The 24,965-nt window shown below is 46.5% G+C and carries 22 protein-coding genes and 3 pseudogenes; 10 read left to right on the forward strand and 15 right to left on the reverse strand.

The genetic code is table 11. The features are described from left to right. The first annotated feature begins 180 nt into the window (after positions 1 to 180). From SCIP_RS06805 to SCIP_RS06815, 3 genes are read left to right on the forward strand one after another with little or no spacing between them, the layout of a single operon-like run. On the forward strand, positions 181 to 2,430 hold the full coding sequence (locus SCIP_RS06805) for an RNA degradosome polyphosphate kinase (protein WP_006293433.1): 2,250 nt from the start codon (positions 181 to 183) through the stop codon (positions 2,428 to 2,430). A gap of 53 nt (positions 2,431 to 2,483) precedes the next feature. Continuing rightward, positions 2,484 to 3,599 (forward strand): NUDIX hydrolase, encoded by a 1,116-nt coding sequence (locus tag SCIP_RS06810; protein ID WP_040591251.1) that lies wholly within the window; start codon positions 2,484 to 2,486, stop codon positions 3,597 to 3,599. Continuing rightward, a complete protein-coding gene (locus SCIP_RS06815) occupies positions 3,589 to 4,308 on the forward strand; it encodes a hypothetical protein (protein ID WP_048349285.1) in 720 nt (239 codons plus the stop codon). Before SCIP_RS06810 ends, SCIP_RS06815 begins: the two co-directional genes overlap by 11 nt. A 113-nt stretch (positions 4,309 to 4,421) precedes the next feature. Here SCIP_RS06815 and SCIP_RS08115 read toward each other — a convergent pair whose 3' ends face one another. Continuing rightward, a complete protein-coding gene (locus tag SCIP_RS08115) occupies positions 4,422 to 4,592 on the reverse strand; it encodes a hypothetical protein (RefSeq protein WP_006293430.1) in 171 nt (56 codons plus the stop codon). A 112-nt stretch (positions 4,593 to 4,704) separates the two neighbouring features. On the opposite strand from SCIP_RS08115, the gene SCIP_RS08380 reads away from it, so the two are divergent. Both SCIP_RS08380 and SCIP_RS06825 read left to right on the forward strand, forming a co-directional pair. Further along, on the forward strand, positions 4,705 to 5,412 hold the full coding sequence (locus SCIP_RS08380; protein WP_231288089.1) for a DUF1310 family protein: 708 nt from the start codon (positions 4,705 to 4,707) through the stop codon (positions 5,410 to 5,412). Positions 5,413 to 5,505: 93 nt separating this feature from the next. Further along, a complete protein-coding gene (locus SCIP_RS06825) occupies positions 5,506 to 5,760 on the forward strand; it encodes a hypothetical protein (RefSeq protein WP_040591248.1) in 255 nt (84 codons plus the stop codon). Between the two features lie 153 nt (positions 5,761 to 5,913). Here SCIP_RS06825 and SCIP_RS06830 read toward each other — a convergent pair whose 3' ends face one another. The 5 genes from SCIP_RS06830 to SCIP_RS06850 form a co-directional block, all read right to left on the reverse strand. Then, entirely contained in the window at positions 5,914 to 6,687 is a 774-nt protein-coding gene (locus SCIP_RS06830) for a (S)-acetoin forming diacetyl reductase (RefSeq protein ID WP_006293428.1), read from the reverse strand. 294 nt (positions 6,688 to 6,981) lie between these two features. Beyond that, positions 6,982 to 9,678 (reverse strand): magnesium-translocating P-type ATPase, encoded by a 2,697-nt coding sequence (mgtA, locus tag SCIP_RS06835; protein WP_006293427.1) that lies wholly within the window; start codon positions 9,676 to 9,678, stop codon positions 6,982 to 6,984. 168 nt (positions 9,679 to 9,846) lie between these two features. Beyond that, positions 9,847 to 11,748 (reverse strand): ABC transporter ATP-binding protein, encoded by a 1,902-nt coding sequence (locus SCIP_RS07585; RefSeq protein WP_053068000.1) that lies wholly within the window; start codon positions 11,746 to 11,748, stop codon positions 9,847 to 9,849. Then, positions 11,745 to 12,716, reverse strand: a complete 972-nt coding sequence (locus tag SCIP_RS06845; protein ID WP_006293425.1) for an ATP-binding cassette domain-containing protein — start codon at positions 12,714 to 12,716, stop codon at positions 11,745 to 11,747. Before SCIP_RS06845 ends, SCIP_RS07585 begins: the two co-directional genes overlap by 4 nt. Next, on the reverse strand, positions 12,688 to 13,617 hold the full coding sequence (locus tag SCIP_RS06850; RefSeq protein WP_006293424.1) for an ABC transporter ATP-binding protein: 930 nt from the start codon (positions 13,615 to 13,617) through the stop codon (positions 12,688 to 12,690). The genes SCIP_RS06845 and SCIP_RS06850 overlap by 29 nt, the downstream gene beginning before the upstream one ends. A gap of 145 nt (positions 13,618 to 13,762) precedes the next feature. On the opposite strand from SCIP_RS06850, the gene SCIP_RS06855 reads away from it, so the two are divergent. Together SCIP_RS06855 and SCIP_RS06860 are read left to right on the forward strand one after the other, a co-directional pair. After that, the gene (locus SCIP_RS06855; protein WP_258190540.1) at positions 13,763 to 14,440 is read left to right on the forward strand and encodes a response regulator transcription factor; all 678 of its coding nucleotides are present in this window, start codon (positions 13,763 to 13,765) and stop codon (positions 14,438 to 14,440) included. 233 nt (positions 14,441 to 14,673) lie between these two features. After that, a pseudogene (locus SCIP_RS06860) lies at positions 14,674 to 15,628 on the forward strand (IS30 family transposase). A gap of 34 nt (positions 15,629 to 15,662) precedes the next feature. On the opposite strand, the gene SCIP_RS06865 reads toward SCIP_RS06860, so the two are convergent. From SCIP_RS06865 to SCIP_RS06885, 5 genes are all read right to left on the reverse strand, one after another. Next, entirely contained in the window at positions 15,663 to 16,454 is a 792-nt protein-coding gene (locus tag SCIP_RS06865; protein WP_006293421.1) for an ABC-2 family transporter permease, read from the reverse strand. Beyond that, positions 16,451 to 17,236, reverse strand: coding sequence for an ABC transporter ATP-binding protein (locus tag SCIP_RS06870; RefSeq protein WP_006293420.1), 786 nt, complete (start codon positions 17,234 to 17,236; stop codon positions 16,451 to 16,453). Before SCIP_RS06870 ends, SCIP_RS06865 begins: the two co-directional genes overlap by 4 nt. A gap of 79 nt (positions 17,237 to 17,315) precedes the next feature. Further along, positions 17,316 to 17,969, reverse strand: a complete 654-nt coding sequence (locus SCIP_RS06875; protein ID WP_155810238.1) for a hypothetical protein — start codon at positions 17,967 to 17,969, stop codon at positions 17,316 to 17,318. Between the two features lie 147 nt (positions 17,970 to 18,116). Beyond that, positions 18,117 to 18,761, reverse strand: coding sequence for a response regulator (locus tag SCIP_RS06880; RefSeq protein ID WP_006293418.1), 645 nt, complete (start codon positions 18,759 to 18,761; stop codon positions 18,117 to 18,119). Further along, the gene (locus SCIP_RS06885) at positions 18,762 to 19,982 is read right to left on the reverse strand and encodes a sensor histidine kinase (RefSeq protein WP_040591246.1); all 1,221 of its coding nucleotides are present in this window, start codon (positions 19,980 to 19,982) and stop codon (positions 18,762 to 18,764) included. 152 nt (positions 19,983 to 20,134) lie between these two features. Here SCIP_RS06885 and SCIP_RS06890 point away from each other — a divergent pair, with 152 nt between their 5' ends. Next, positions 20,135 to 20,323, forward strand: a complete 189-nt coding sequence (locus tag SCIP_RS06890; protein WP_040591241.1) for a hypothetical protein — start codon at positions 20,135 to 20,137, stop codon at positions 20,321 to 20,323. A gap of 40 nt (positions 20,324 to 20,363) precedes the next feature. Here the strand turns inward: SCIP_RS06890 and SCIP_RS06895 are convergent, their stop codons facing one another. After that, a complete protein-coding gene (locus SCIP_RS06895; protein WP_006293416.1) occupies positions 20,364 to 20,822 on the reverse strand; it encodes a nucleoside deaminase in 459 nt (152 codons plus the stop codon). 29 nt (positions 20,823 to 20,851) lie between these two features. Between SCIP_RS06895 and upp the strand changes: the two are divergent. Next, positions 20,852 to 21,226, forward strand: a pseudogene (gene upp, locus SCIP_RS06900) (uracil phosphoribosyltransferase); the annotation flags it as partial. 10 nt (positions 21,227 to 21,236) lie between these two features. On the opposite strand, the pseudogene SCIP_RS06905 reads toward upp, so the two are convergent. Further along, a pseudogene (locus tag SCIP_RS06905) lies at positions 21,237 to 22,191 on the reverse strand (IS30 family transposase). 56 nt (positions 22,192 to 22,247) lie between these two features. Here SCIP_RS06905 and SCIP_RS07590 point away from each other — a divergent pair. Next, a complete protein-coding gene (locus tag SCIP_RS07590; RefSeq protein WP_006293410.1) occupies positions 22,248 to 23,177 on the forward strand; it encodes a hypothetical protein in 930 nt (309 codons plus the stop codon). A gap of 79 nt (positions 23,178 to 23,256) precedes the next feature. Here SCIP_RS07590 and SCIP_RS06915 read toward each other — a convergent pair whose 3' ends face one another. Then, positions 23,257 to 23,868, reverse strand: a complete 612-nt coding sequence (locus SCIP_RS06915; RefSeq protein ID WP_006293409.1) for a heat shock protein transcriptional repressor HspR — start codon at positions 23,866 to 23,868, stop codon at positions 23,257 to 23,259. After that, a complete protein-coding gene (locus tag SCIP_RS06920; protein ID WP_006293408.1) occupies positions 23,865 to 24,953 on the reverse strand; it encodes a DnaJ C-terminal domain-containing protein in 1,089 nt (362 codons plus the stop codon). Before SCIP_RS06920 ends, SCIP_RS06915 begins: the two co-directional genes overlap by 4 nt. Positions 24,954 to 24,965: the final 12 nt, after the last annotated feature.

Raw genomic sequence — 24,965 nt, forward strand, 5'->3', positions numbered from 1 at the left:
TCGTTTGTATCACATACCTTAGCAATTTCAGCAGATAATGCCTGGGATGGAGGCAGATAGGGAGAGAATAAAAAGAACAGGGAAAATACTAAACTGTATGAAGAAAGAAGAGGCAGAAGCTTCATGCAGTTTTCGGCAAAACCGCATTTTTTTGGCAGGTTTTTCCGTACAATTAAAAATATGACGCAGAAATTTACAGGGCCTAATAAAGAAATCCTCCGCAGCCAGATAGCGGAGCATATTGCAGAGATAGAAAAAGCCGAAAAAAATACGGCTTTAACTTCTCATTACCGGCCGTTGCCCAACGATCGTTTCTTTGACCGCGAGATTAGCTGGCTCAAGTTTAACAAGCGTGTTCTGGAACTCGCTCAAGATCCTTCCCTCCCCTTGCTGGAAAGAACCAATTTTGAGGCTATTTTTGCCAGTAACCTGGATGAGTTTTTTATGGTTCGGGTAGCAGGACTCAAACGCCGTATTGATTCCGGGATTGCTGTCCCCAGCGCCAGCGGCATGAGCCCTCGTCGGCAACTGCATGAAATCAGCGAACAAGCTCACAAACTTCAAAAAGAGCACGCCGTCTATTTCCGTGATGAGTTAATGCCTGCCCTGAAAAAAGAGCATATTGTTATTATGAAGTGGGAGGACCTGACTTTGGGCGAACAGGAACGCCTGTCCAAGGTATACAGGCAATTGATTTTCCCTGTTCTCACACCCCTAGCCTTCGATCCGGCCCACCCCTTCCCCTATATTTCCGGTAAATCCCTGAACCTGGCAGTGCTGGTAGAGAATGCTGCTTCCGGTCGAATTCATTTTGCCCGAGTCAAGATTCCCGGTAACCTCCCTCGCTTGTACCCCGTTGACGATTACTCGGCTTCCCTTGACATGGAGGAAGACAGCGAGCGCCATGGCTTTATTCCTCTGGAAAACCTGGTCCTGGCCCATATTGACACCCTTTTCCCGGGCATGATAATTAAGGAAGCCCATTCCTTCCGCGTAACCCGCAATGAAGATATTGATGTTGAGGAGGATGATGCAGAAAATCTCCTGAACGCTATGGAACGCGAACTCCTGCGCCGTCGCTTTGGCCCTCCAATCCGTCTGGAGATCAGCGATTCCATGTCGGAGCAGCTCTCTCGCTTGCTGATTTCTCAGCTTCGGGTAACCGAGGAAGAAGTCTACCGTCTGCCTGAGCCTTTGGATATGACTGCCCTCTTTGAGCTCCATAACGTAGACCGACCGGATTTAAAGTACCCCAATTTTGTTCCCACAACCAATCGGCAAATTGCGGAAGTCGAGTCCAGCCATGAACAGGATATTTTTGCGGCCATCCGCGAGCATGACATTCTTCTGCACCATCCTTATGATTCTTTCTCCACGTCCGTTCAGGCTTTCCTGGAACAGGCTGCTGCCGATCCCAAGGTTTTGGCAATCAAGCAGACCCTCTACCGTACCTCCGGGAACTCTCCCATCATTGATGCCCTGATTGATGCCGCTCATGCAGGCAAACAGGTTTTGGCTCTGGTAGAGATTAAAGCCCGGTTCGACGAGCAGGCCAATATCCAATGGGCCCGCAAACTAGAAAGAGCCGGAGTCCATGTGGTGTATGGCATTGTGGGGCTTAAGACTCACAGCAAGCTCCTTCTGGTGGTTCGCTCTGAAGACGGAGGACTTCGCCGTTACTGCCACATTGGTACCGGCAATTACAACCCCAAAACTGCCCGCCAATATACCGATCTAGGTCTGCTAACCTGCGATCCGGTTGTGGGACAAGATATGACCAGACTTTTTAACCAGCTGTCAGGGTACGCCCCCAACTCTAGTTTCCATCGGCTTCTGGTAGCCCCACGAACTGTTCGATCGGGTCTTATTGAGCGTATCCAGCGGGAAGAACAGGCAGCCCGTGACGGGAAAGAGGCCTGGATTAAGATTAAAGTAAATTCTCTGGTTGATGAACGCTGCATTGATGCCCTGTACAGGGCCAGCCAGGCAGGGGTTAAGATTGATATCGTAGAACGGGGAATCTGCGCGTTGAAGCCAGGACGCAAAGGTTTGAGTGAGAATATTCGGGTTCACTCTATTTTAGGCCGTTTTCTGGAGCACAGCCGCATTTTTGCCTTCGCTAATAGTCAGGGACCGCAAATAGGAGAAGGGCCCTCCAACGGCCCTGAAGTCTGGATCGGCTCTGCGGATTTAATGCACCGTAACCTGGACCGACGTGTCGAGGCCTTGATTCGCATTACCGATCCGACTCAAATCCAGCAATTGATTGACTACGTTGATTTGCAGATGGCTGACACCACCAGTTCCTGGCATATGCAGGAGGATGGCGATTACATTCGTCATTCTGTGGACGATAAAGGCAAGCCTCTGGTCGATTGTCAGAGCCTGCTAATTAGTCAGCACTCCCGCAGACCCCGCAGCAACCGGTAATACTGTCCGTATCTATCTGATTTATCCAATTCTTCTCAAGGATTTTTGTTTGTATGGTTCTGCTCTCTGATTTTCATCAGATTCTTGCCGATGGCTATGACCAATATGCCCGCTGGGGTAAAAAGGCTCCCCTGGTCCTGGCCGGAGGAGGAATTGTTTGGCGTCTGGATGCCACTGGCGAACCAGAAGTCTGTCTGGTGCATCGTCCCCGGTATGATGATTGGTCCTGGCCTAAGGGAAAACTCGAAGCCCATGAGTCTATTTTTCACTGCGCTGCCAGGGAAATTCAGGAAGAAATCGGACAGCCGGTTGCCTTAGGCATGTTTCTGGGCCATACCTCTTATCCTTTGCCGGATGAAGGCAAGAGTGCAGGCAAAGGCACCAAGAAAAGTAAAGGCAGAACTGGCAAAGATACCAATCAGATCAAGCATGTATTTTACTGGTCTGCCCGCCTGCTTGATCACAGCCAGACTGCACATCGGTCTTCCCTCTTTGGCTCGGTTCATCAAGCAGATCCTAAGGAAATCAGCCAAATACGATGGGTCAGTCTTGACCAGGCCAAAAAGCTTCTTACTCGCTCTGATGACCGACGCCTCCTCCGCCCTTTTTCTGCCGCTCTTGAATCTGGACTGAATCAGGCATCAACCTTTGTCCTTATTCGTCATGGTAAAGCTGAAGATCGCAAAACGTGGACGGGAGAAGAAGCTCAAAGACCGCTGAGACCAACAGGAGCGGCTGCCGCCTACGCTCTGGGGAGGGACCTGGCTTGTTTCGATCCGGATTATCTCTACTCTTCTCCCTGGGAACGCTGTAAGCAAACCATGGTCCCCTATTCATTATCGTCTCAGTTGCCTGTCACCTACCTTGATTCTCAGACTGAAGATGCTTTCAACGCCGATGGGCAAAAAGCCTGGCAGGATCTGCTGGACCTGCTGATAACCAGTAATAATCAGGGCCACAATGCTGCCCTCTGCATGCACAGACCGGTTATTGGGGGCATGCTGGAGCATCTGCGTCAGCTCTGTACCAGCAAATCCCTGGCCCGGGCCCTGCCCAAGCGTAATCCTTATATGCCCACAGGAAACGCCCTGGTGCTTACTCTAATCCCAGGAGATAATGGAAACGTTCGTATTATTGATCTTCAGAAGGTGGAACCCTGTGTCTATTGATTCTTCAGGATTGGCCTCTACTCCGGGAAATTCTTCTATCCGGGCAGCAGGCTCCAGCTTTGCCGCTTACCGGGGAGGCTCAGCCCGCTTCTCCCGCCCCCGCCAGCTTGACCCTGCCCTGATCGACCAGCTTGATGGCGGTTTGGATCCGCAGAAAATCAGCGAGATGAGCCGAGCAACGGCAGCAGCCCTCCTAGACCGGGTCAGGCACACTCAAGATCCCATAATTGTCAATCGGGTCTTGAATCTTGTAGAAACTGAAGGCATCAATCTGATAGCCGAACTATGGAGCAAGGAAGATGCTGAATCTCTTCCCGGAGTCCTCTGGCGTTTGTATACCATGCGCCAATGGATGATGCGCGAGAAAGTCCTCATCTCCCGTTTGTGGAGGGCAGGGGAACCGGAGCAAACAGCTGCTTCTGCAATTGCTGGCATTAATTCTGCCCCAACTGCAAGCGATATTGCCTCCACAGCGGATTCCATCCTGACCGGAGCCTTTACCGGCGATTTTGCTGTAGCCCTGGAGCGGGCAGCAGCCTTCTGCGAAGTTGTCAGCCAGGGGCTGACGAAAGTCCAGCGGGCGCAGCAGAATTCACTATCTTCGTACTCACCCGCTGATTACAATCCACCTGCAGCCCGCAGCCTGTCAGCAACCGCCCGAACCTTTGCCATCTGCGCCAAGAAGTGGCGGGAAAACAGTCTTTACTAGTCTACTAGTAATCAATAGTAAGAGAATAGTCGATATAACTTTATCCCTGGGACGAATAATCCATTGATGCTGTATTATGGGTAGCGCGCCGAACTGTGCTTAAGCCCCGGGCTTCATTTTTTGCCGCTGCGAGCGGCCTGCGCGCCGACAGGCGCTTTCACAGTTCGGCCTTTTGTCTTTTTTACACACTCTTGCTTATGAGCCAGCACCATCACATTTCTCCACAGGTCTCTGGCTTTTAGCAAGGTATCACCTGTCAGTATGGTAAATTTCTGAATCTTCACTCCCCTCAGGGCAGCTGAGAATAATCTATCCGTAGTTATTCGTTTGCACTGTTCTAACAGCTTTAGTATAATTATGATAATTTTGGTGTAAGGAGAGTATGGGTTGGTTGATGTGATACAGACAGAGAATCATCAGGCCGACATTGGCAATAAAGCAGAAGCAGAATTACAACCAGGGAGCACTTCTTTGACAGAGGAAGAAAGCAGTACGATCGACTCTCCTGATACTGATCTGGAATATTTAGACTCTCACCTGCAGGAAAGCGCCGCCCCAGTAAAATATCACCGGCAGATACACTTCCACTGGTGGCAGCTAGCTTTAGCTTTTATCCTGACAGTCACCCTGGTAACCATTGGCACCATCACCCTCACCCAACACGAAATCCACCAACAAGCACAAATACTAAAACAGCAGAAAAAGCGATATGGTAAAGAAATATACAAAAAAATGCATAAAATCGTCCACTCTAAAGAATGCAAAAAAGTAATTGAAGAAGATCTCCGAGAAACAGATCCCCATGCCTTAACCGACAAAGGAATCATCAAAACATACACGATTGTGGATTCTTCCATAACCCATAATCGTTCAGGAGGAATCGATTTTATTGTCATGATTAATAACGACAAAACACTGACTATAGATTTGCTTGTCGATCGCCAATGGATATACGACGATGAATACGGACCCTTGAAAGACACCGTTGATGAAGTATCAGGCGAATTATGGGAAAAATTGGAAACCCGATACGGCAAACAAATCCACGATGATGACTGGGCTGCCAAGTACAGGAAAGCACACCCAGAGGAATTCCCCAAATAAATAAATATCACACTATATGCCAAAGAAGGATGAGAGGACACGAACAATTCGAGTAATTTATCAAGGCTCCCAGGGGGATGCCAAGGGGAAGGATTGGGGGCTCAAACTGATTTTCGCGCTGGGCGGCAATCATTGCAGGGGACGGCTACTGGCAAGACCCGCAGGATACTTCTCAAATTCCTGATCAATTTAAGGATGCTGCCCATTTACTTAAATACCACGTCGCCGCGGATCACCAAATCAATCAACCGTATTGACGCCACGCTCAAAGGACACTTCAGTAAAAAAGTTCAAGAAGACTATCACAAAGAGAACAAAGATCTCGCCAACATAGACACCACCAAATGAATAAACACCGCCACCAAAATTTGTTGATAAACTTATAAAGCCGCCGGGGATATTCCAGCGGCTTTATGCTTTTCTTTTCTACATCAGCAAGACCTGTATAAACTCATCCGCAGGCAAAAACCGGATAGTTTATGACGTCATGAAATCCTGACATCAGTGGAACTGCATGCCTCCGTCAACTTCAAGAGTGTGCCCGGTAATGTAATCGGAATCAGGACCAGCCAGGAAGGAAACAGCATTGGCCACATCGGAAGGCTCCGACAGACGGCCCAGGGCAATATCTTTCGAGAAGGTCCCCATACCCCAATCATCATCCTTGCCGGCATTAACAGCAACCTGATGAGCAATATCCATCATCATAGGAGTCTTCACAATGCCAGGAGCATAAGCGTTGGCAGTAATTCCTTCGGAAGCGAGCTCACGGGCCACTACCTGGGTGATGCCGCGGATAGCAAATTTTGTGGAGCAATAAAGCATGAGGTTAGGATTGCCCACGACGCCAGCCTGAGACGTTGCAGAAATAATCTTGCCCCCGTGGCCCAGCTGTCGGAACTTGCGGACAGCTGCCTGCACACCCCACATGGTTCCAGCTACATTCACATGCATGACCTTATCAAAAAGTTCAGGAGTAACAGTGCCCACAGGAGTAGTTGGCGCAAGACCTGCATTGTTGACGATAACATTGAAATCGCCCAATTTAGCAGCAGCTTCATCCACAGCAGCATCAACAGCAGCCTGATCAGACACATCCAGCTTGACAGCAATGGTCTGCCCGCCCTGAGCATTCAGCTCATCAGCCAGCTTCTGGGCACCCTCCTCGTTGAGATCAGCAATAGCAACGGCGAATCCGTCCTGAGACAAACGGCGGACAATAGCCTCGCCAATCCCCTGAGCTCCGCCGGTCACCATGGCTACTTTTTTAGTCATATCAGATGTCCTTTCACTAAGAAGCAGGCAGCGCGGCCTGCATCTTACAGGTCCATGGAATGAGTGACTCATTGAAATGAATGACTCATTCCAGATTTTGTGTATCTTTTTATTTTCATTTTTATAGGATTATCCCGCATCTCTGCGCGAATCCCACTCTCTCATAGTAAGGGATAAACCTCTGAAGACCTGCAGGAATCATGAGAATTACCTGAAACAAAAACTACCTGGGCCAGAGGTTGCTTCAGACCAGGAAGTGCCTCCAGGAAGCTCCAGGAAGCTCCAGGAAGCACCTTAAATTAAGAATCGCTCATGCTTCAAGTACATCCTCTTGATGAGGGTGGTCAGAGCTATGTAACAGATTAAAAGGAGAGTGACAAGAAGGAGATAAGAGGCAGGCATCTGGGTAAATTGGAAAACTCGGGCTACTGACCCAATGTAGAGAAAGAGGGTGCCCAGGCCAGCTGCCCCCAGGGTAGAGATCAAAACCGGAGCTGTAGCGTACTGCTGAATGAAAGGGATCCGGCGGTCCCGCAAAGCCTGAATGACCATCTCCTGGGTCCAGAGTGATTCAATGAACCACCCTGTGTGGAAAAGAACAATAAAGGCCGCCTGTCCGCTCGCAGAAAGACTCGGGTAGGACCCTCCCACAAGAGCCGGGCATACCCAAAAATAGAGGAGAAGAAAAGTGGCAATGTCAAAAATTGACGAGGCCGGCCCAAAAAAGAACATAAATTTAGGCAGCTTTCGGGTGGACCAGGTGCGGGGAATGGCCAGATAATCCTTGTCCACAGAATCAAAGGGAATAGCCAGGCAGCTGGTCCCATACAGGAGGTCCAGAACCAGCAGCTGTAGGGGCAGCATGGGCAGGAAGGGCAGGAAGGAGGATGCCACCAAAATAGACAAGATGTTGCCAAAGTTGGAACTAAGGGTGATCTTAATATATTTCATGGTGTTGCCAAAAATCTTACGGCCTATTCTCACTCCATTCTCCAAAATTCTCAAATCCTTGTGCAGAAGGATAATATCAGCAGATTCCTTGGCAATATCAACAGCAGTATCCACGGAAACTGATACGTCAGCAGCTTTCATAGCTGGAGCATCGTTGATCCCATCACCCATATAAGCGACCGTGTGCCCATTGGCCTTGAGAGTACTGATAATGCGGGTTTTAAGTTCCGGGGAGAGCTTGACAAAAACATCGCACTCTTCCACCATCCGGGCAAAATCCTCATCACTGGCCGCCTCCAGCTCACTACCTTCATAAACAGTGCTCATTGTCAGCCCTACCTGGCGGCCAACAGCCTTAGTAACAGCAGCATTATCGCCGGTAAGAATTTTGACAGTGATGCCATCCTTCTCTAACTGCTGCAAAGTTTCGCGAGTACTCTCCTTTGGGGGGTCCAAAAAAGCAAGATATCCAGCCAGGATCAGTTCGTCTTCATCGGCAGCTGTCGACTGACCAACAGGCTCATTATACCTCTTATAGCCAATTAAAAGGACTCTCAGTCCATCCTCATTCATATCATCAATATCTTTCAGCACCTTTTTACGGCGTTCGTCAGTTAGATCCTGAATTTTTCCATTAATTTCCTCCTGGCTGGAAGCGGCCAGCATTTCCTCGGCAGCACCCTTGGTAACCAATATGTGCTCTCCACTGCGGTTCTGTACAACTACGCTCATCCGCCGCCGCTCAAAATCAAAAGGAACTTCATCAATCTTGACGTATTCCTTTTGAATGCTGTCCAGGTCCAGCTCCTTGCCAGCTGCCTGGACAATGGCCTTATCCATCAAATCTTCCATCCCGGTCTGATAAAAGCTGTTCAGATAAGCCAGTTCCAAAATTTTAGGGTTTTCATGAAGCTCCAGGTTATAATGCCGTTCCAAAACAACCTTATCCTGGGTCAGGGTTCCAGTTTTGTCCGTGCAGAGAATATCAGCACTGCCAAAGTTCTGGATGGAATTCATCTTCTTGACAATGGTTCCTCCCCGCGACATTTCCACTGATCCTTTGACCAGGTTAGAAGTGACAATTACCGGCAGCATCTCTGGAGTCAGTCCGACTGCTGTAGCGATGGCGAAGATTAGGGCCTGAAGCCAGTCGCCCTTGGTCAATCCGTTGATCAGGAAGACGACAGGAGCCAGAATCAGGGTCATAGTGATCAGCAGGCGGGATATGTCTTTGATCCCCTTGTCAAAGGCAGTCTGTTTGATGCTGGTGTCAGCAATACACTGAGCCAGACGGCCAAAAGCAGTATTGTTGCCTGTGGCAAAGACCACCCCTGTTCCACTGCCGGAGACAATAGTAGTTCCTTCGTACAGGACGTTGGGATAATCCAGGTAATCGCCCAGATTCTGCGGCTGAGAATCTGCAACCTTTTCCACCGGTTTGGATTCCCCGTTCAGGGAACTGGATGAGCAGAACAGATCCCTGGAGGTGAGCAGCCTAAGATCTGCCGGAACCATATCGCCTGCGTTGAGATTGATGATATCGCCCACCACCACATCCTGGGTAGGCAGCTCCTGGGCTTTACCGTCGCGGGTGACGCTGGTGGTGACTGAAACCATGCCCAGGAGCTTATCGACGGCATTGCTGGTGCGCACATTCTGGACAAAACTGGTCAGACCGGAAATCAGGACCATAACCAACATAATGACAACAGTACTCAGGTCTTTCTGCCCGGCAGGAACAAAAATATAGTTGGTCAGCAGGGACAGGGCTGCCAGGAAGAGAAGAACCATAGTGAAGGGAGTCATAAAGGCATCGAAAAGATACTTAAGCCGAGAATTACTGCGATTATGAGCAATTGCATTGGTCCCATAGATTTTACGGGCATCTTCTGCTTCCTGACTGGACAAACCCTGTTGTCTTGTTTTGAGCCGGCTGAGTGTTGCTTCCTTGCTTTCCTGAGCTATCTGACGAGCGAGCTGAGTGTTAGCCCTGGTTTTGGCGTCAACCTGGCCTGAATAAGAAGTATTTTTCTTCCTCATGTCTTCTCACCTTAAGCATTTTTTTCTGACTGTCAAAGACCCTGCGCGTTTCCTCACCCCTTATAGCAGATAGGCCTAACCATCAGTTACCAAACGCACCTATTGAATTTCTCGCCCTTCTGTTCCTCGTTTCTGATAAATCGGGCCTACCGTCCGCTAACTCTCACACTAGCTTTTATTCATAGAGTCCAGTTCATAGAGTACAGCCTGCTCTTTAAAAAGTCGAGCATAGATGCCATTCCGATTCATTAGCTCACCATGCGTCCCAACTTCAGCAATGGACCCGTGATCCATTACCAGAATCCTATCGCAAAACTTGGTAGAACTCATTCTATGCGAGATATAAATAGCTGATTTATTCTTGATTAAAGTATTGAAAGAAGTAAAAACAGCTGCCTCAGACCTGGGGTCAAGGGCAGCAGTAGGCTCATCCAAGATCATAATGGGGGAATCTTTATAAATTGCCCGGGCGATTGCAATTTTTTGTCTTTCGCCACCGGAGAGGTTGACACCATGCGTATCAAGTTCTTTAGATATTGGAGTATCAGCACCAAGTTTCATAGAATCTCCCTGGTCTTTGATACCTGCAGCCGAAAGAGCATGATGGAATTTTTCCTCATTCCAAGGTTGCGACTCAATAATATTATCTTTAATAGAGGTTCCAAAAAGTGAAAAATTTTGGAAAACCGGAGCAAAGTAATGAAAGTATTGATTTTTGTCTATAGTTGCAGCGTTTGTGTTATCCAGCAGTATTTCTCCTGATTTTGGCGAAAGAAGCCCTATCAACAGTTTAACTAAAGTCGTCTTTCCACTACCATTTTCCCCTACAATAGCAAGTCGCTCTCCAGGATGAAGGGTAAAACTGACATCCTTAACAGAAGACTGAGCAGCGCCAGGATACCTATAGGTTATATGTCGACACTCTACAGAAGGAATAGCTGACAGCTGCACATTAAATGCATGCAGTTTTTTCTCTCTAGAATCGTTCGAAGACTGAGAACGCTGGTGCATAAGATTTGTCTCTGGAGCTGTCATTCTCATAAATTCTATATACTGATCCATCGCCATTAACGATGCCTGCCTGCTCCCCCACGCACTCAGCATACCCATGAGCGCTGTAATTAAAAGTTCCAAATAGCCCACACAAGAGACAACTTGCCCGATAGAGATTGCACCTGTAAATGTCTTCAACGCGACTAAAACATAAAGAATACCAATACTCTCGCTGCCTATCACTCCAGAAAGTCCTACAATAAAGTTTGCTTTTATTTGAAGATTCCCGTTGCGCTTCGCTCCATTTATCAGAGTTTTCTGAGCTTCCAGCATCATCGTGTCATCTTCATCATAAGTTCTCAGAACTCGGGCAGCCGCTTCATTTCTAAACAATACAGAGGTATAATAATCAAATTTACGATTATATTTGATATTTGCTGAGAAAAATTCTTTTTTGATCTCACCACCTTTTTTCGAAAAATACCAGGCAGATATGAGAGGAACAATCAGTATTACTATAATTATCGAATAATACAGAGGACTAGAGCTTAAGCTACCGATTCCTCGTGACTGACTTGGCCGAGAAAGAGTGAACACTGCTGCACTGCCTGAAAAGACGAGAGTAGAGATAAGAGAGACTCCATGTGCGAAAACTTGTTCGATTAGCCCTTGCAAGCCGCCTGTAAACTCCAGACCGGCTTTAGCCGAACTATATAGCTTTCTTATTTTAGGATCAATAGTATATTTATACTCACACATTACCATCCGTTCTGAGAGAGCCGTTTGCGCCCTGAGATTAATTTGTTGAGTTCGCATCTTCGCTACCGAACTAACCATGGAAGAGCACACCCCAAGAATTAGCATAAGCCCAAGGAAAATATCTAAAGTCCACCAAACAAGATGATGGTTGGCCTCTGATAGTACGGATACCATCTTACCTATAAAAGTTGCCGAAATAGCTTCACTACCTGCCGTCAGGATGGCACTCCCAGCTTGGAGCAGAATAACATGAGGACTTAGATGCTCAGCAGTCTTCATATAAGAACGCAGCTTTGTATTCATCTGCCCTTGCTTCATTTTTGCTTCTCCCTATTTGTACCCGTTTCCCTGTAATAATTTTCTTCGGTGGCTTCTGCCTCCCCTGTCCGATAATATTTGCTCTGTATAAGATATAGTTCCCGATATTCCGAGCAAGTATTCATAAGTTCAGTATGACTACCTAGGGCAATAATTCTCCCATTTTTAAGAAAGACTATCCGATCAGCAAATTGAGTTGAGGCAAGTCGATGAGAGATAAAAAGGACAGTTTTACCTTGAAGACGGTGCGAAACCAAATCATAGAATGAGCCTTCTGCAATAGCATCGAGAGCAGCAGTTGGTTCATCCAGCAGTATTACAGGAGCTTGCCGGTACAATGCTCTAGCCAGCATCAGTCTCTCGAGCTGTCCTCCTGAAAGTTCCACCCCCTTATCACTAATATAATGCGTTAACGGTGTCTGATCCCCCAGAGAAAGACTAGAAACATGCTCATCTAGACCAACTTGCTTGATTACCTCCTTGTATCTTTCCTTATCTTCGGGTTTTGTGCAAGGGGAAATACTTATGTTCCTTTGCAATGAATCAGCAAAAACAAAATTCTCTTGAAACATTGGAGCAAAAAATTTCGCTATTTCATCCCTCGAGAAAAAATGTTTAGGGCTTCCGTTATATAAAATTTCTCCCTGATTTGCCTCTAATAATCCAAGGATTACCAAAGCTAAAGTTGTTTTTCCAGCTCCATTCTCTCCAACTAAGGCAATCTGTTCTCCAGGTCGTATCGCCAAATTAATATCATGCAGCGTTGCGGTCGACGATTGAGAGTAAGAAAAAGACACATTGTTCAATTCAATAACTGGAGGGGCCTCTATTGCTGCTTCCCCCTTACATTGCTTTTTAGCAGCTTTTCTAGCAGAATCAAGAAAATCTCTACCTCTTAAAAGATCATGATGCGCATTTGCAAGAGCGATGAAACTATCACTAGCCGAAATAAGTAAAGAATTGAGCACAGTTATCGAAGAAAAAAAAGAAAATGAAATATGCCAAATCTATTCGTCCGTCGAATACTGCCGATACAGCAAAGCCAAGAATTATCAAATTCCTAATAAAGTCTATGATCTTGATAATTGCATCGATACATATTTTACGATTAGTAATTTTCTCATCGACTTCCACACTTTTATGCAAACATTCTTGAATTTTACCTGCAGTATATTTTTGCACATCAAAGAGTCGAATATCTTGAGAATATCTTGTATCGAACGAGACACTCTCCCAGTAATAATATTGTGTCCAAACTTCTTCAAGGGAATCCTGCATTGTTCTTCGCCAACGGCTCATACCAACTATTAAAACCGCTGATATTAAGCAACACGTTACAATTGTTATGCTGCACCAGGGAGAAATTAGAACAGACACAGCTGTGAGAACAGCAATTGTTACAGCTGATCCCAAGAAATCTGCTAACTGCGGAATAAAAGAATCAATAGCACCACCGTCATCGGTATATACATACCAACCTGCATTTGCCCGCTCTAATTTCCATTGGTGAGAAAGAGTCTGCTCATAAGGCATATGCACACCGGCAAGTCCTGACAGAACATCCATCTTAAGCCGAACCTTAAGTGCCGCCCAATATCTAAAGTTATGCATTAAAGATTGAGAAAGACCAAGCGTCCCTACAGCAATGCCCAATACTACTAACCAAAGCAAAGAAGGAGAAAAACTCTGATTATTTTCCAGCAAAAATACAACAAAGGTTGGGGAAAGAACTGTTGCTGCAGTTAAAGCAAGCGTAAGTAGAATTTGGATGAGCGGCATCCAACAAAGCATAGGACTAACATCTTTTGTTTGCTGGTATACCCACTGCAGGTTTTGAAAAAACGTATACTCATTCTTTTTAGTACTCATGATTTTTTCTTTGCTGATACCGTTTTAATATTAAGTATAACATCAAATATTTTTACAATAACCCATATACTTTGCTCCAAATCTCATCTCTACCTTCATCTAGAGAGTAGAACTGGCAAGTTATCTGCAGCAATTATCACCTCAAATTTCACTAGTCTGGACGACTTTTCTTGGGAGAAAAGCGATCTCATTGATGAGGGACCCGTCAACTGTTCCTGATGCATTACTGATAGATATGCAGCTTAATGATATGACCGGGGTAGAGGTTATCCATCATATTCGCCAATGTAATTCTTCAGTAGGTATAGTAGCCATGACCTCATTTCCACTTAAAGAATATGCGCATACCGCTGCATCCTATGGAGCACAGGGTATAGTCTCCAAAAGAAATATTCATGAAATTATTTCAGCATTAAATATTGTAAGTCTGGGGAAACCTTGGGAAAACAACGATCCGATGGTTGATAATTCCTGCTTTGTCACTCCGCAGAAGGCTTTTGCAAAATTGCAGGTTGAAACACTGACCGCTCGTGAGAGTCAAATTATGGATGCATATTGCCATGGCCTCAGCACACAGGAAATAGCGGATAAGTTTGCTATATCCATAAATACTGTCAAGACGCTTGCAAAGCGCAGTTTTTCAAAGCTAGGCGCGCATAACCGCGCTCAAGCTGTTGTTCTTTGGGTACAAAAGAATAAATTTCATAAAATTCTCTTCTATCGATCTTTTTGTCACCCAATTGGTGATTTGAGCTCACTTCCTATCAAGAAACCATCTAGGCTGGTAATAGCTAGTAATAGCTCGATTTATTGGAGCACATAATGAAAGATATACAAAATTTTCTTCTTAAAGGCCTTCCCATAGCCTGCGCTTTTTTCGTATCGGGTGAGCTTTATAGAAATACACAGAGTCTTCCCTGGCTCTGGATTTCAGTGGTTATTTTTATTATTTTGTTTATTTATATGCCTGATTTGTTATTTTAGGTGAGTCAAAGACCATGTGTGTTAGGGTCGAATAAAATGCGATTTTTGATTCGAAAGGATTCCGTGACGCACATGGCGTATCATCATCTTACCTTACATGAACTCGTTATGGTAGAAACGTATTGGAGTATGCGTGTTCCCGTTAGCTGGATCGCTCAGAGAATGCGCCGGGGTAGGCAAACTATTTACCGTGTTATCCACGCTTTCGACCGTGGAATGACTGCACTCGAGTATTACCACGAGTATAAGAAACATCGATATCATTGCGGCAGGAAACGTGTACGGTTACGCGCCCAGTATGTGCACCTGATTACCTGTTTTCTTCATCAGGGATTAAGTTTCGATGTTATCAGTGGCCTGTTCCCGCGTATGTTGCCTTGCTCGTCACGTACCCTGTATCGTTTAGCCCACACAGGCGTCTTCCCCAAGCAGAGTCTGCCATGGAAAGGCAAGCGTCATAAAAACGGGGTTAAAGACAAAGAGGCGGACGCTACACATTTCGTCGTACTCTTATTGATCGAGCGCACGCGTATCCTCGATTTGATACCGAGTTTGGTCATTTTGAAGGATACACTATTGTTGGAGCAAACAATCACAGCTGTGTGCTCACTCTCGCGGAAAGACAAACGAAAGCTATCATCGCGCTCCATACTAATGGGTGTACTGCCAAAGATATCGAAGACACGCTTGACGCGTGGCTATCAAGTCTGCCAAAAAATTTCGTAAAATCTATCACGTTTGATTGTGGTAAAGAATTCGCGAACTGGAAAACCATAGCGAATACGCATGATATTGATATTTTCTTTGCTCACCCCGGGTGTGCGGGACAACGAGGCTTAAACGAGAATAGTAACGGGCTACTACGAGAGACGGACTGTCTAAAGGAATGGACTTCACCACGATAAGCCAAGAACAGTTAAACCGTGTCACACGCTTCCGTAACAATATTCCCCGCAAAAGTCTAAACTATAAAACACCCATCCAAGTCATGACCCAACACATACGAGAAATGTCTCACTTAAAATGACAAATCAGGAAAATTTCACTACAAAACTGCCTATTTAGGCTTGTATGTCTCTCCTGTGGAAAAGATACGCGGCGATTCCCAGTGAAACAATGACCCACAGCGCAAGCGTAATCACTGCGACTGGCATACTCAGAGCAGCACCAGGAGTCTCAGCAGTAATACTCAATGGATCATAGAGCTGCACGCCTGCCGAAAATGGAAGATACTTTGCAATGGGTATGAGATGAATCAATACGAGAGTAAGCTGCGATGTAATAATCATAATGAACAGAGGGAAAACCGTCTGTTTCATCATTATCGTGAGAGCAAAACTAATAAGTGCAGTAGCTATCCACAGGCAGGAAGCACCAACCCACCTGAGAATCAGTGATGCCGGAATCCCAGTTTTGATAACGCTTAAACTCCCTAATAAGTATTGAGCAATAACACTGGTCGCCGGAATTGTAACCGCTGCAAGCACAAATGTCAGCATGGTAAGAGTTATGCACTTGGCTGTAAATAACCTCCATCGCCTAGGCACAGCGGTCAGCGAAATCTTCAGTTGAGCGTTTGAGTATTCCTGACCAGCAGCGAGAACTCCTAAAATAACTGGCGCAATCAGCCCTAGCCCGGCAGCTTCCAAACCGACTGTTTCTGGCTCAACTCCCGGCGCAAGAATAGAGCTGTGCACAAGCATGGCATCTCTAACCTGAGGAACCGAGACGGCGACCAGCGCCACACAAGCGCAGAACGCAAGAATGCAGGTATTGCGTATGGCGGGGATGGTTATGTATTTCAGCAATTCACTCGAGTAAAAATGGTTCCTGCTATTTTGCGTCTTCGTCATCGCTCGCTCCTTCCACCACTATGCGGCTCTTCTGAACCTTCTGGATCTTCCAACGCAAGAGATACATATTCGTTCTTCGACTCCACCCAGTGGAAATACGCTTCCTCAAGATTCGTATACTCTTTAAGCAGTTCCTGCACAGTGCCGGTTTTAATAACTCGCCCCTGTGCGATAACAATGAGCTCGTCAGCTACCATCTCCATCTGATCCATAAGATGACTGGACACGAGCACGGCTTTACCCTGTTCTGCTAATTTTTTCAGCAAAATTCTTATCCATCGGATTCCCTCAGCATCCAAACCATTCATTGGTTCATCAAGTATGACAATCTTCGGATTCCCCAGCAAAGCAGCTGCGATTCCCAGTCTTTGCTGCATTCCGAGAGAGAAGGTTCCCACTGGTTTGTGTGCTGCACTTGTTAGTCCTACTAAATCTAAAACAGTGCGAATACGGGACGAATCAATTCCGTTTGATAACGCCAGCCACTGCAAATGGTTGTACGCAGTCCGGCTCTTGTGAGCTCCAGCTCCGTCAAACTGCACTCCCACAACGGTTAGTGGTCGTATCAAAGATGAGTAGGGAACACCATCAACCAGCGCAAAGCCCTCGTTGGGCTTATCCAACCCTAAAATTGTGCGAATAGTTGTAGACTTCCCAGCTCCGTTCGGACCGAGCAGTCCGGTAACTTTCCCAGAATAAACTTCAAAACTGATGTGTGACACAGCTCTTTTTTCTCCATATTTTTTGCTGAGGTCATGCACGGTTATAGCCGCAGAATTCATGTTTTCTCCTTTCGTCTGCGATTGTCGGTTTTGTATGAGTGATTGTGTGAATGGTTGTAAAAGTGTTTTTCACGCGAAGTTAGCTGCCCACCTCCCATGTTTGTGCGGATACCAAGCTGCCAATAAAAGCACTGATTTCCCATAAAACAAGCGCTCCTAGAGCCTCAATAAAACTGGACTGAGTCGACGATGGAGAGCACAGCACAGTGCCTAATTGGTCTGGAAGATACCGCGCCGCAGGAAGGTACGCTCTCAGAAAAGCCGAAAGTAAAAATGCAGTGCCGAGTATGATTCCCAAAGATACTGTTCCATTGCGCAGTACTGCAGAGAGCGAAAAAGCAAATGTGCCTAGAATCGTCCAGTAAAGGATGTGCCCAGCAAGTGAACGAAATGAAATAGCTTGATTCAATGCAAGCATTCGCGCACAGTAAGAAAGCACTATGGTCACGGTCGAGACGTCAAACGAAACGAGGAAAGCCACAGCGGTTTTTGCACAAACAACGTTTGTCCGACTAGGAACAGCAAGGAAAGTAGTGCGCAAACATCCGCCGTCCGTTTCCTCAATGAGAAGCCAGCAGCCCAAGAGAATAACAGCTGCCTGCCCATAATAAAGCGGCATTGTAAAAGCTGAGGAAGAATCAATAACCCCATGTCGCGCAGCAACGCTAAAACCATAGACCCCTGCAATGATTATGCCGATGAGCCCCACAAGCGCGTATAAAAATCCGCGCACAGTAAGAAGCTTCGAAATCTCAGACAAGAAGCACCGAATAAAACGCATGCGCACCCGCTTTCATCAACATTGTTGTTACTGTGTCTCTCAGTATTGCTGAGCAAAAGCAGAAAAACAGTCTGCAGATGTTGACAAATTTGCGGGCGATTAGACTAATCCATTCTCATACGCAAAAATAACGAGCTGCGCACGGCTGCTGATATTGAGTTTCGCCATAATCCGGCTAACGTATGTACGGGCAGAAGTTTCCGTGATGAAGAGTTCCTGAGCAAGCTCAGCGTTAGTCATGCCTTTTCCTATGAGAATAAGCGTTTCTTTTTCTCTTTTCGTCAAAGAATTCACCAGCGCATCCGGTTTGCGTGGAGCAAGTTTTTCAATAAGCCGCTGAGTAATGCGCGGAGAAAGGAGCGAAGCATCAAACGAACACGACCGAACAGCATCGAGAATAGTTGCTGGCGAACTATTTTTTAATAGAAAACCGGTTGCTCCAGCATGAAGTGCGTCATACACGTACTCGTCAAAATCAAAAACTGTAAGCATGATTATTTTTGGCGGCGCAGAAGATTTCATAAGCATCCGGGCAGCATCAAGACCGGAAAGAATGGGCATCTGCACATCCATCAGAATTACTTCAGGACGGTGAGAAAGCGCTAAGTCAACTGCCTCACTGCCATCTGCGGCTTCCGCAACCACATCCATGTCCTCTTGACTGGAAATAAGCGCTGTAAGAGATGCGCGAATTGCAGGATTATCATCAGCGATGAGCACGTGAGTTTGAGAAGATGACGGCATTTAACTCTCTCCACTCTGAGCAGGTATTTCTACATCAACGGCAACTCCATGCTGTGACGCATCCGTAATTTTGAGTGTACCACCCAGCAGACGCACACGTTCCTGAATGCCGGTTAACCCATGGCCAAACTGGATATGTGCTGCCTTTCCTCGGCCATCATCGGCAATATGAAGTCGAACGTGAGAGCCAGTGACATCTATGGCTGCAAAAATTGTATGTGCTTGAGCATGTGTGAGCGTATTGGTAACTGTTTCGCGAATAATGCTGTAAATCGTTGATTGGATTGAAACGTCTAAAGAGTCAAGAACGTCCTGATTACCAGAAACTTGGAAATCCATGCGAAGCCCAGATTTTTCGCATGTTTGCTGAAGCTCAGCAATTTTACCGGATAGATCGAAGTGAGGAGTCACACTATGATTTTGAGGATTCTGCCGATTCTGCTTTTCGAGCAGCTGCCTTAACTGTGCAATTCCATCATTCGCAGTTGCTTGAATTCCCTGCAAAGTTTGGCGTAATTGCTCAGGCAAAATATTTTCAACATGCGCGCTCACCCCTGCCTGCACTCCTATTGTCCCCAAAGAGTAAGAAAGCACATCATGAATTTCTCTGCTTAGCCGAGCCTGTTCCTGCATACGAGCTTCATTCTGCGAATCACGCTTGATGCGCTGCGTGCGCACCCCTAAAAACCACGCAAGAGTTACCGCTCCAATACTCAGCAAAGTATTGCGCACGAGAGAAAGATTATTAGACGCTTTCACTCCCATTGCAGCAGCAAAAACAAGAATGATTGTCATGAGGAATGCACGCGGAATCAGTTTCTTTCCCGAACGTTCAGCACAATGGAAAACAGCAAGAGAAACCATAAGGAACGGATCTGCTGTAAGCTGCGCAATCCAAGCAATTGCAGCAAAAATACTAAGACAGACTATGCTTCCTTTAGGATATTTTATGCTCAGCATGCTTCCGGCAAGAGAGGCGAGCGCGAGAATAATCTGCAAGACTCTCAACTGAGGAGAGTGAGGAATAACAGTCAGCCAGAAAACTGCGATATCCACACTGCAGAAAAGAAGAATGAAAAGGAATGGAGTTGCTTTCTTGAAAAAATTCTTGCTGAGGGCAGTCATAGGAAACTCATTTCTTTCCGCTGCAAAGGCTGCGCTCTTGCAGGCAGCGGCGAGGGCAAAACCAAAGAAATCGCAGGGAGCCTTACCATGGCTCAATCCTAGCTTTTTCTTGGGACAAGGAGGTATCTGCGAAAGTACGAATTCAATCAATGCAAAAGTTGAAGAAAATTCCTTAGCCCCTCAATCCTGAGTAAAATATGAACTGCAACGCTTAAAACACAACAATATAACGCAATCGAGGAACGAATATGCGTGATTTCTTTAAGAAGCACCCTACTGTGCAATTTCTCATTATCGGACTTCTGCTTTTTGCTTTTGATGTTTCAGACTTCTTTCTTGGCACGATGTCTGTTAAAGCTTTACTTCTCAATGCTGTGAAATATATTGTCGTTTTTGGAATCGCAGATTTCATATTGTTGTGGCAGAAAAATCACTGACAGCCTCGACCAGTAATTCTCAGTTCAGCTCCGCCACACCTCACTGTCTTTTCTCCTCAAAGAACTCTCTTAGTATTTCCGCGCACTCATCAGCACGCACGCCGCCAAATACTTCAGGACGAAAACCCACATGTGGGTCTCGAGCAATATCCCAAACAGATCCCAGAGCCCCCATTTTCTCATCCCACGCGCCAAAAACCACTCGCCCCATATGCGCGCTCACAATTGCTCCAGCACACATGGGGCACGGCTCCATGGTGACAACGAGAGTGCAGTCCTCAAAATTCCATGACTCTCTCACTCGCGCAGCTTCACGCATAACTTCAATTTCAGCATGAGAAAAAGGGTCTGCCTTTTCTTCGCGATGATTGCGCTCAGCAGCGAGCACAGCTCCTTCAGAATTCAGCACCACAGCCCCCACTGGAATCTCGTCAAAATCCGCGGATTTCCTAGCATTTTCAAGAGCCACGCCCATGGCTTCGTAATATGGCGAATTCATACCCTTAAGACTATGCTGAAACTATGACTATGCATTTGACTGTTTTGGATCACCCATTGGTTGATCACAAGCTCACCGTTCTGCGTGATAAGAACACTCCATCAAACACTTTCCGCGAACTCGTTTATGAACTTGTAACTCTGGAAGCCTATGAAGCTACGCGAGATCTCACTGTTGAGGACGCCCCTATTGAAACTCCAGTAGCTCCAACGGTCGGCAAAAAGCTTTCTAAGCCACGCCCTATGGTTGTTCCAATTCTGCGCGCAGGGCTAGGTATGCTCGACGGCATGACTCGCCTGATTCCTACCGCTGAAGTGGGCTTCCTTGGCATGAAGCGCGATGAAAATACTCTTGACATTGTCACGTATGCAAACCGTCTTCCGGATGATTTGACTGGCCGTCAGGCCTGATTTGTCATTTTAAGTGAGACATTTCTCGTATGTGTTGGGTCATGACTTGGATGGGTGTTTTATAGTTTAGACTTTTGCGGGGAATATTGTTACGGAAGCGTGTGACACGGTTTAACTGTTCTTGGCTTATCGTGGTGAAGTCCATTCCTTTAGACAGTCCGTCTCTCGTAGTAGCCCGTTACTATTCTCGTTTAAGCCTCGTTGTCCCGCACACCCGGGGTGAGCAAAGAAAATATCAATATCATGCGTATTCGCTATGGTTTTCCAGTTCGCGAATTCTTTACCACAATCAAACGTGATAGATTTTACGAAATTTTTTGGCAGACTTGATAGCCACGCGTCAAGCGTGTCTTCGATATCTTTGGCAGTACACCCATTAGTATGGAGCGCGATGATAGCTTTCGTTTGTCTTTCCGCGAGAGTGAGCACACAGCTGTGATTGTTTGCTCCAACAATAGTGTATCCTTCAAAATGACCAAACTCGGTATCAAATCGAGGATACGCGTGCGCTCGATCAATAAGAGTACGACGAAATGTGTAGCGTCCGCCTCTTTGTCTTTAACCCCGTTTTTATGACGCTTGCCTTTCCATGGCAGACTCTGCTTGGGGAAGACGCCTGTGTGGGCTAAACGATACAGGGTACGTGACGAGCAAGGCAACATACGCGGGAACAGGCCACTGATAACATCGAAACTTAATCCCTGATGAAGAAAACAGGTAATCAGGTGCACATACTGGGCGCGTAACCGTACACGTTTCCTGCCGCAATGATATCGATGTTTCTTATACTCGTGGTAATACTCGAGTGCAGTCATTCCACGGTCGAAAGCGTGGATAACACGGTAAATAGTTTGCCTACCCCGGCGCATTCTCTGAGCGATCCAGCTAACGGGAACACGCATACTCCAATACGTTTCTACCATAACGAGTTCATGTAAGGTAAGATGATGATACGCCATGTGCGTCACGGAATCCTTTCGAATCAAAAATCGCATTTTATTCGACCCTAACACACATGGTCTTTGACTCACCTAAAATAACAAATCAGGTTATAAAACTTCGCAATCAGCAGCTCGATAACAGCAATGCCACGATTGCACTCATGCAAAAGGAGAAGAATCTTGCCAGTCAAACACACGACACAGTCACCGGAAAACTAACCTACATTACCCTAACTGCCCAAAAAAATATTGATCTATACAAGCAAAATCTGAGCAAAATTGATTCTTCCTCGGATTATACTGAATTGTCAGCCACTGATATAAAAAGCAGACTGCATGACTGGGAAGAAGTTAATACAACCGCTCTCATGACTCTTGATAATGTCCATCATGTTATTGACATACTTAATTCTGCAGACACAGGTAGCAAGACTGCTGAATGGGAATCGACACATCAATTCACTTCTGACAGTTTTCTAGCAAAAATCAAAGAAATAAGTTCTCTGGAATCACAGCACCTTCTTAGCCTGGGCTTTCATGGGGATGTCACCATAAACAACAAACGGTTATGCCCAACAAACAGCGTAGAGTCACCAGCAAACACAGCTGGGTCATCCTGCATAAACAGTGATAGTAATAAAAATGGAAATGAGATTATGGCTATCTCAGATGACAAACCTCGAACAGATTCCGTACCAACTAAGGCCTGTAACTTGCTCACAGAGATTTTCACAAATATTGCTAAATATGCAGATCCTAGTGAGCCATATCATATTATTATCTCATATCAAGGAAAAACTGTGACTATTACGCAGACGAATCGTCTAAAAGAACATAGCACGAGCGCAAATAATAGTCATGATAGTTTGAAAACTTCTTCCACCCCCAGCAACCACCAAGGTCTACAATTCCACACAGCTTGGGTTGAAGAAGAAGGAAGGAAAATTAGTTATTCAGCAGAAGAGGGACAGTGGGTGCTCTTTGCTGAAGTGCCTGTAAAGTAAAAGAGCACCCATGGAGTAAAGTATCCACAGAGTCAAGTTGTTTCCTCACCGGTTTTTAGATTACTAGAGTATGAGATTTTTATCTGGGGAAATTTTTTCCTGTCGAATCTTCCCCAGACGAATCTTCCCCAGCTGTGATGTAGAGCTGGACACGGCCATAATAACCAGGAGGAAGCACCCTGCCCCGAGCGCGCGCCATCCGCATAGCCCGGCGACGGCGGGCCATTTCACGCCTGAGCTTGCCAGCAGATGAGTCATCCTCAAAAACTTCGGTCACATTTCCGTTGACAGCAGCCTCGAACATACGCAGGTCTGTAGCCTTCTTCATATACCGGATCTGCCGCCTCAGCTGGCGATTCTCTTCCATCAAACGCAAAATCCGGGCTACCCCCGACAGATTGATGGATTCAGCCACTAGATGTTGGGTCAAGACCAGCTTGCTGATGTCCCTCAGGCTGTATCTGCGGGCCCCGCCGGCCGTGCGCTGAGGACTAATCAGTTCCAGTCGATCGTACTGCCTCAGGGTCTGGGGATGAATGCCAACCAGCTGCGCAGTCTGTCCCACGGTAAAAACTGGTCTGTTGATGTCAAAGCCCTCATCCTCAGCCCCAACAATGTCGTAGGTCCCCGAAATCAGCCCAAAGGCATAGGCCGCATATGCCTCTTTATCCCGTGCTGACAGTCTGCTCATCGCTTGCTCCCGGTACGCTTCTGGGCAATGCTCTCCTTAAAGTCAGCCGTAAGAGATTCCAGATTTTCTACGGCTTTCTTCTGTTTAGCATTCAACTTCTGCGGAACACGAATACTGGTGACAACAATCAGGTCTCCTGTTCCTTTCCGAGTATGCACCCCTCTGCCAGGTAGGCGAATCTCGGTACCTGAGCTGGAGCCTGCCGGAACCTCTACCTCAAGCGGGTTTCCGAACAGATCCTGCCCTTCTATTGTCGCCCCCAGAGCAGCCTCTCCATAGGTAAGGGGAAGGGTCATTTTTAGATCCCTGCCATCCATAGTGAAAACAGGGTCAGGCTGAACCGTCACATGGACGTACAGGTCACCATTGGCACCACCGAAACGACCGACTTTCCCTTTGCCGGGGACACGAATCTTCTGGCCATTTTTGACTCCAGCAGGAATATGAGTTTTAAATTTCTTCCCCAGGGATCCCAAAGAGATTGTTGCCCCTTTTACAGCCTGGCGGAAGCTTAAAGTAATGGAAGCATTCTTATCTCCTCCCCTGACTGGCTCATGAGATTCCTCCTGGGGAGCAAAGGGATTACCATTGCCTGCGCCATGGGATCGGGGACTATAGGAGTTAAAGCTGCCTGTGCTGCCCGATGCGCCGGAGCCGCCCATGCCTCCCATCATATTCAGAATATCGTTGAGATTCATTCCTTCAGGGCCAGAGCCGGTAGTAGTGAAATGAATATTCTGTCCACCCGAGCCTGCGGCAGAAGGGCCAAACATGGAACTAAAAAGATCGGAGAAATCAGCGGAACTGTAAGCACCTCCAGAGCCGGATCCTCCTGTGAAGCGGGCCCCTCCCATACCAAACTGGCGGATGGCATCATACCTCTGCCTTTGTTCCTTGTTATTCAGAACATCGTAAGCTTCAGAAATATCCTTGAATTTTTCCTCGGCTTCCTTAGTCTTATTCAAATCGGGATGGTATTTGCGGGCAAGCTTTCGATAGGCTTTCGTTATTTCCTCAGGAGTAGCACTCTTGGATACACCTAAAGTCGCATAAAAATCTTTATTCAGCCATTCATTCTCTGCCATCTTGTCTCCTTT

Origin of the sequence: Scardovia inopinata JCM 12537 (assembly GCF_001042695.1) — a bacterium.
Taxonomy (GTDB): Bacteria; Actinomycetota; Actinomycetes; order Actinomycetales; family Bifidobacteriaceae; genus Scardovia; species Scardovia inopinata.

Bases quoted from the DNA above. Each gene is read 5' to 3' on its own strand.
- SCIP_RS06890 (WP_040591241.1), top strand. From the start codon at position 20,135: ATGCGTGATTTCTTTAAGAAGCACCCTACTGTGCAATTTCTCATTATC.
- SCIP_RS07585 (WP_053068000.1), bottom strand. From the start codon at position 11,748: ATGAAGCAAGGGCAGATGAATACAAAGCTGCGTTCTTATATGAAGACT.
- mgtA (WP_006293427.1), bottom strand. From the start codon at position 9,678: ATGAGGAAGAAAAATACTTCTTATTCAGGCCAGGTTGACGCCAAAACC.
- SCIP_RS06920 (WP_006293408.1), bottom strand. From the start codon at position 24,953: ATGGCAGAGAATGAATGGCTGAATAAAGATTTTTATGCGACTTTAGGT.
- SCIP_RS06805 (WP_006293433.1), top strand. From the start codon at position 181: ATGACGCAGAAATTTACAGGGCCTAATAAAGAAATCCTCCGCAGCCAG.
- SCIP_RS06895 (WP_006293416.1), bottom strand. From the start codon at position 20,822: ATGAATTCGCCATATTACGAAGCCATGGGCGTGGCTCTTGAAAATGCT.
- SCIP_RS06870 (WP_006293420.1), bottom strand. From the start codon at position 17,236: ATGAATTCTGCGGCTATAACCGTGCATGACCTCAGCAAAAAATATGGA.
- SCIP_RS06915 (WP_006293409.1), bottom strand. From the start codon at position 23,868: ATGAGCAGACTGTCAGCACGGGATAAAGAGGCATATGCGGCCTATGCC.
- SCIP_RS07590 (WP_006293410.1), top strand. From the start codon at position 22,248: ATGGTCTTTGACTCACCTAAAATAACAAATCAGGTTATAAAACTTCGC.
- SCIP_RS06850 (WP_006293424.1), bottom strand. From the start codon at position 13,617: ATGAGTACTAAAAAGAATGAGTATACGTTTTTTCAAAACCTGCAGTGG.
- SCIP_RS06880 (WP_006293418.1), bottom strand. From the start codon at position 18,761: ATGCCGTCATCTTCTCAAACTCACGTGCTCATCGCTGATGATAATCCT.
- SCIP_RS06830 (WP_006293428.1), bottom strand. From the start codon at position 6,687: ATGACTAAAAAAGTAGCCATGGTGACCGGCGGAGCTCAGGGGATTGGC.
- SCIP_RS06810 (WP_040591251.1), top strand. From the start codon at position 2,484: ATGGTTCTGCTCTCTGATTTTCATCAGATTCTTGCCGATGGCTATGAC.
- SCIP_RS06865 (WP_006293421.1), bottom strand. From the start codon at position 16,454: ATGACGAAGACGCAAAATAGCAGGAACCATTTTTACTCGAGTGAATTG.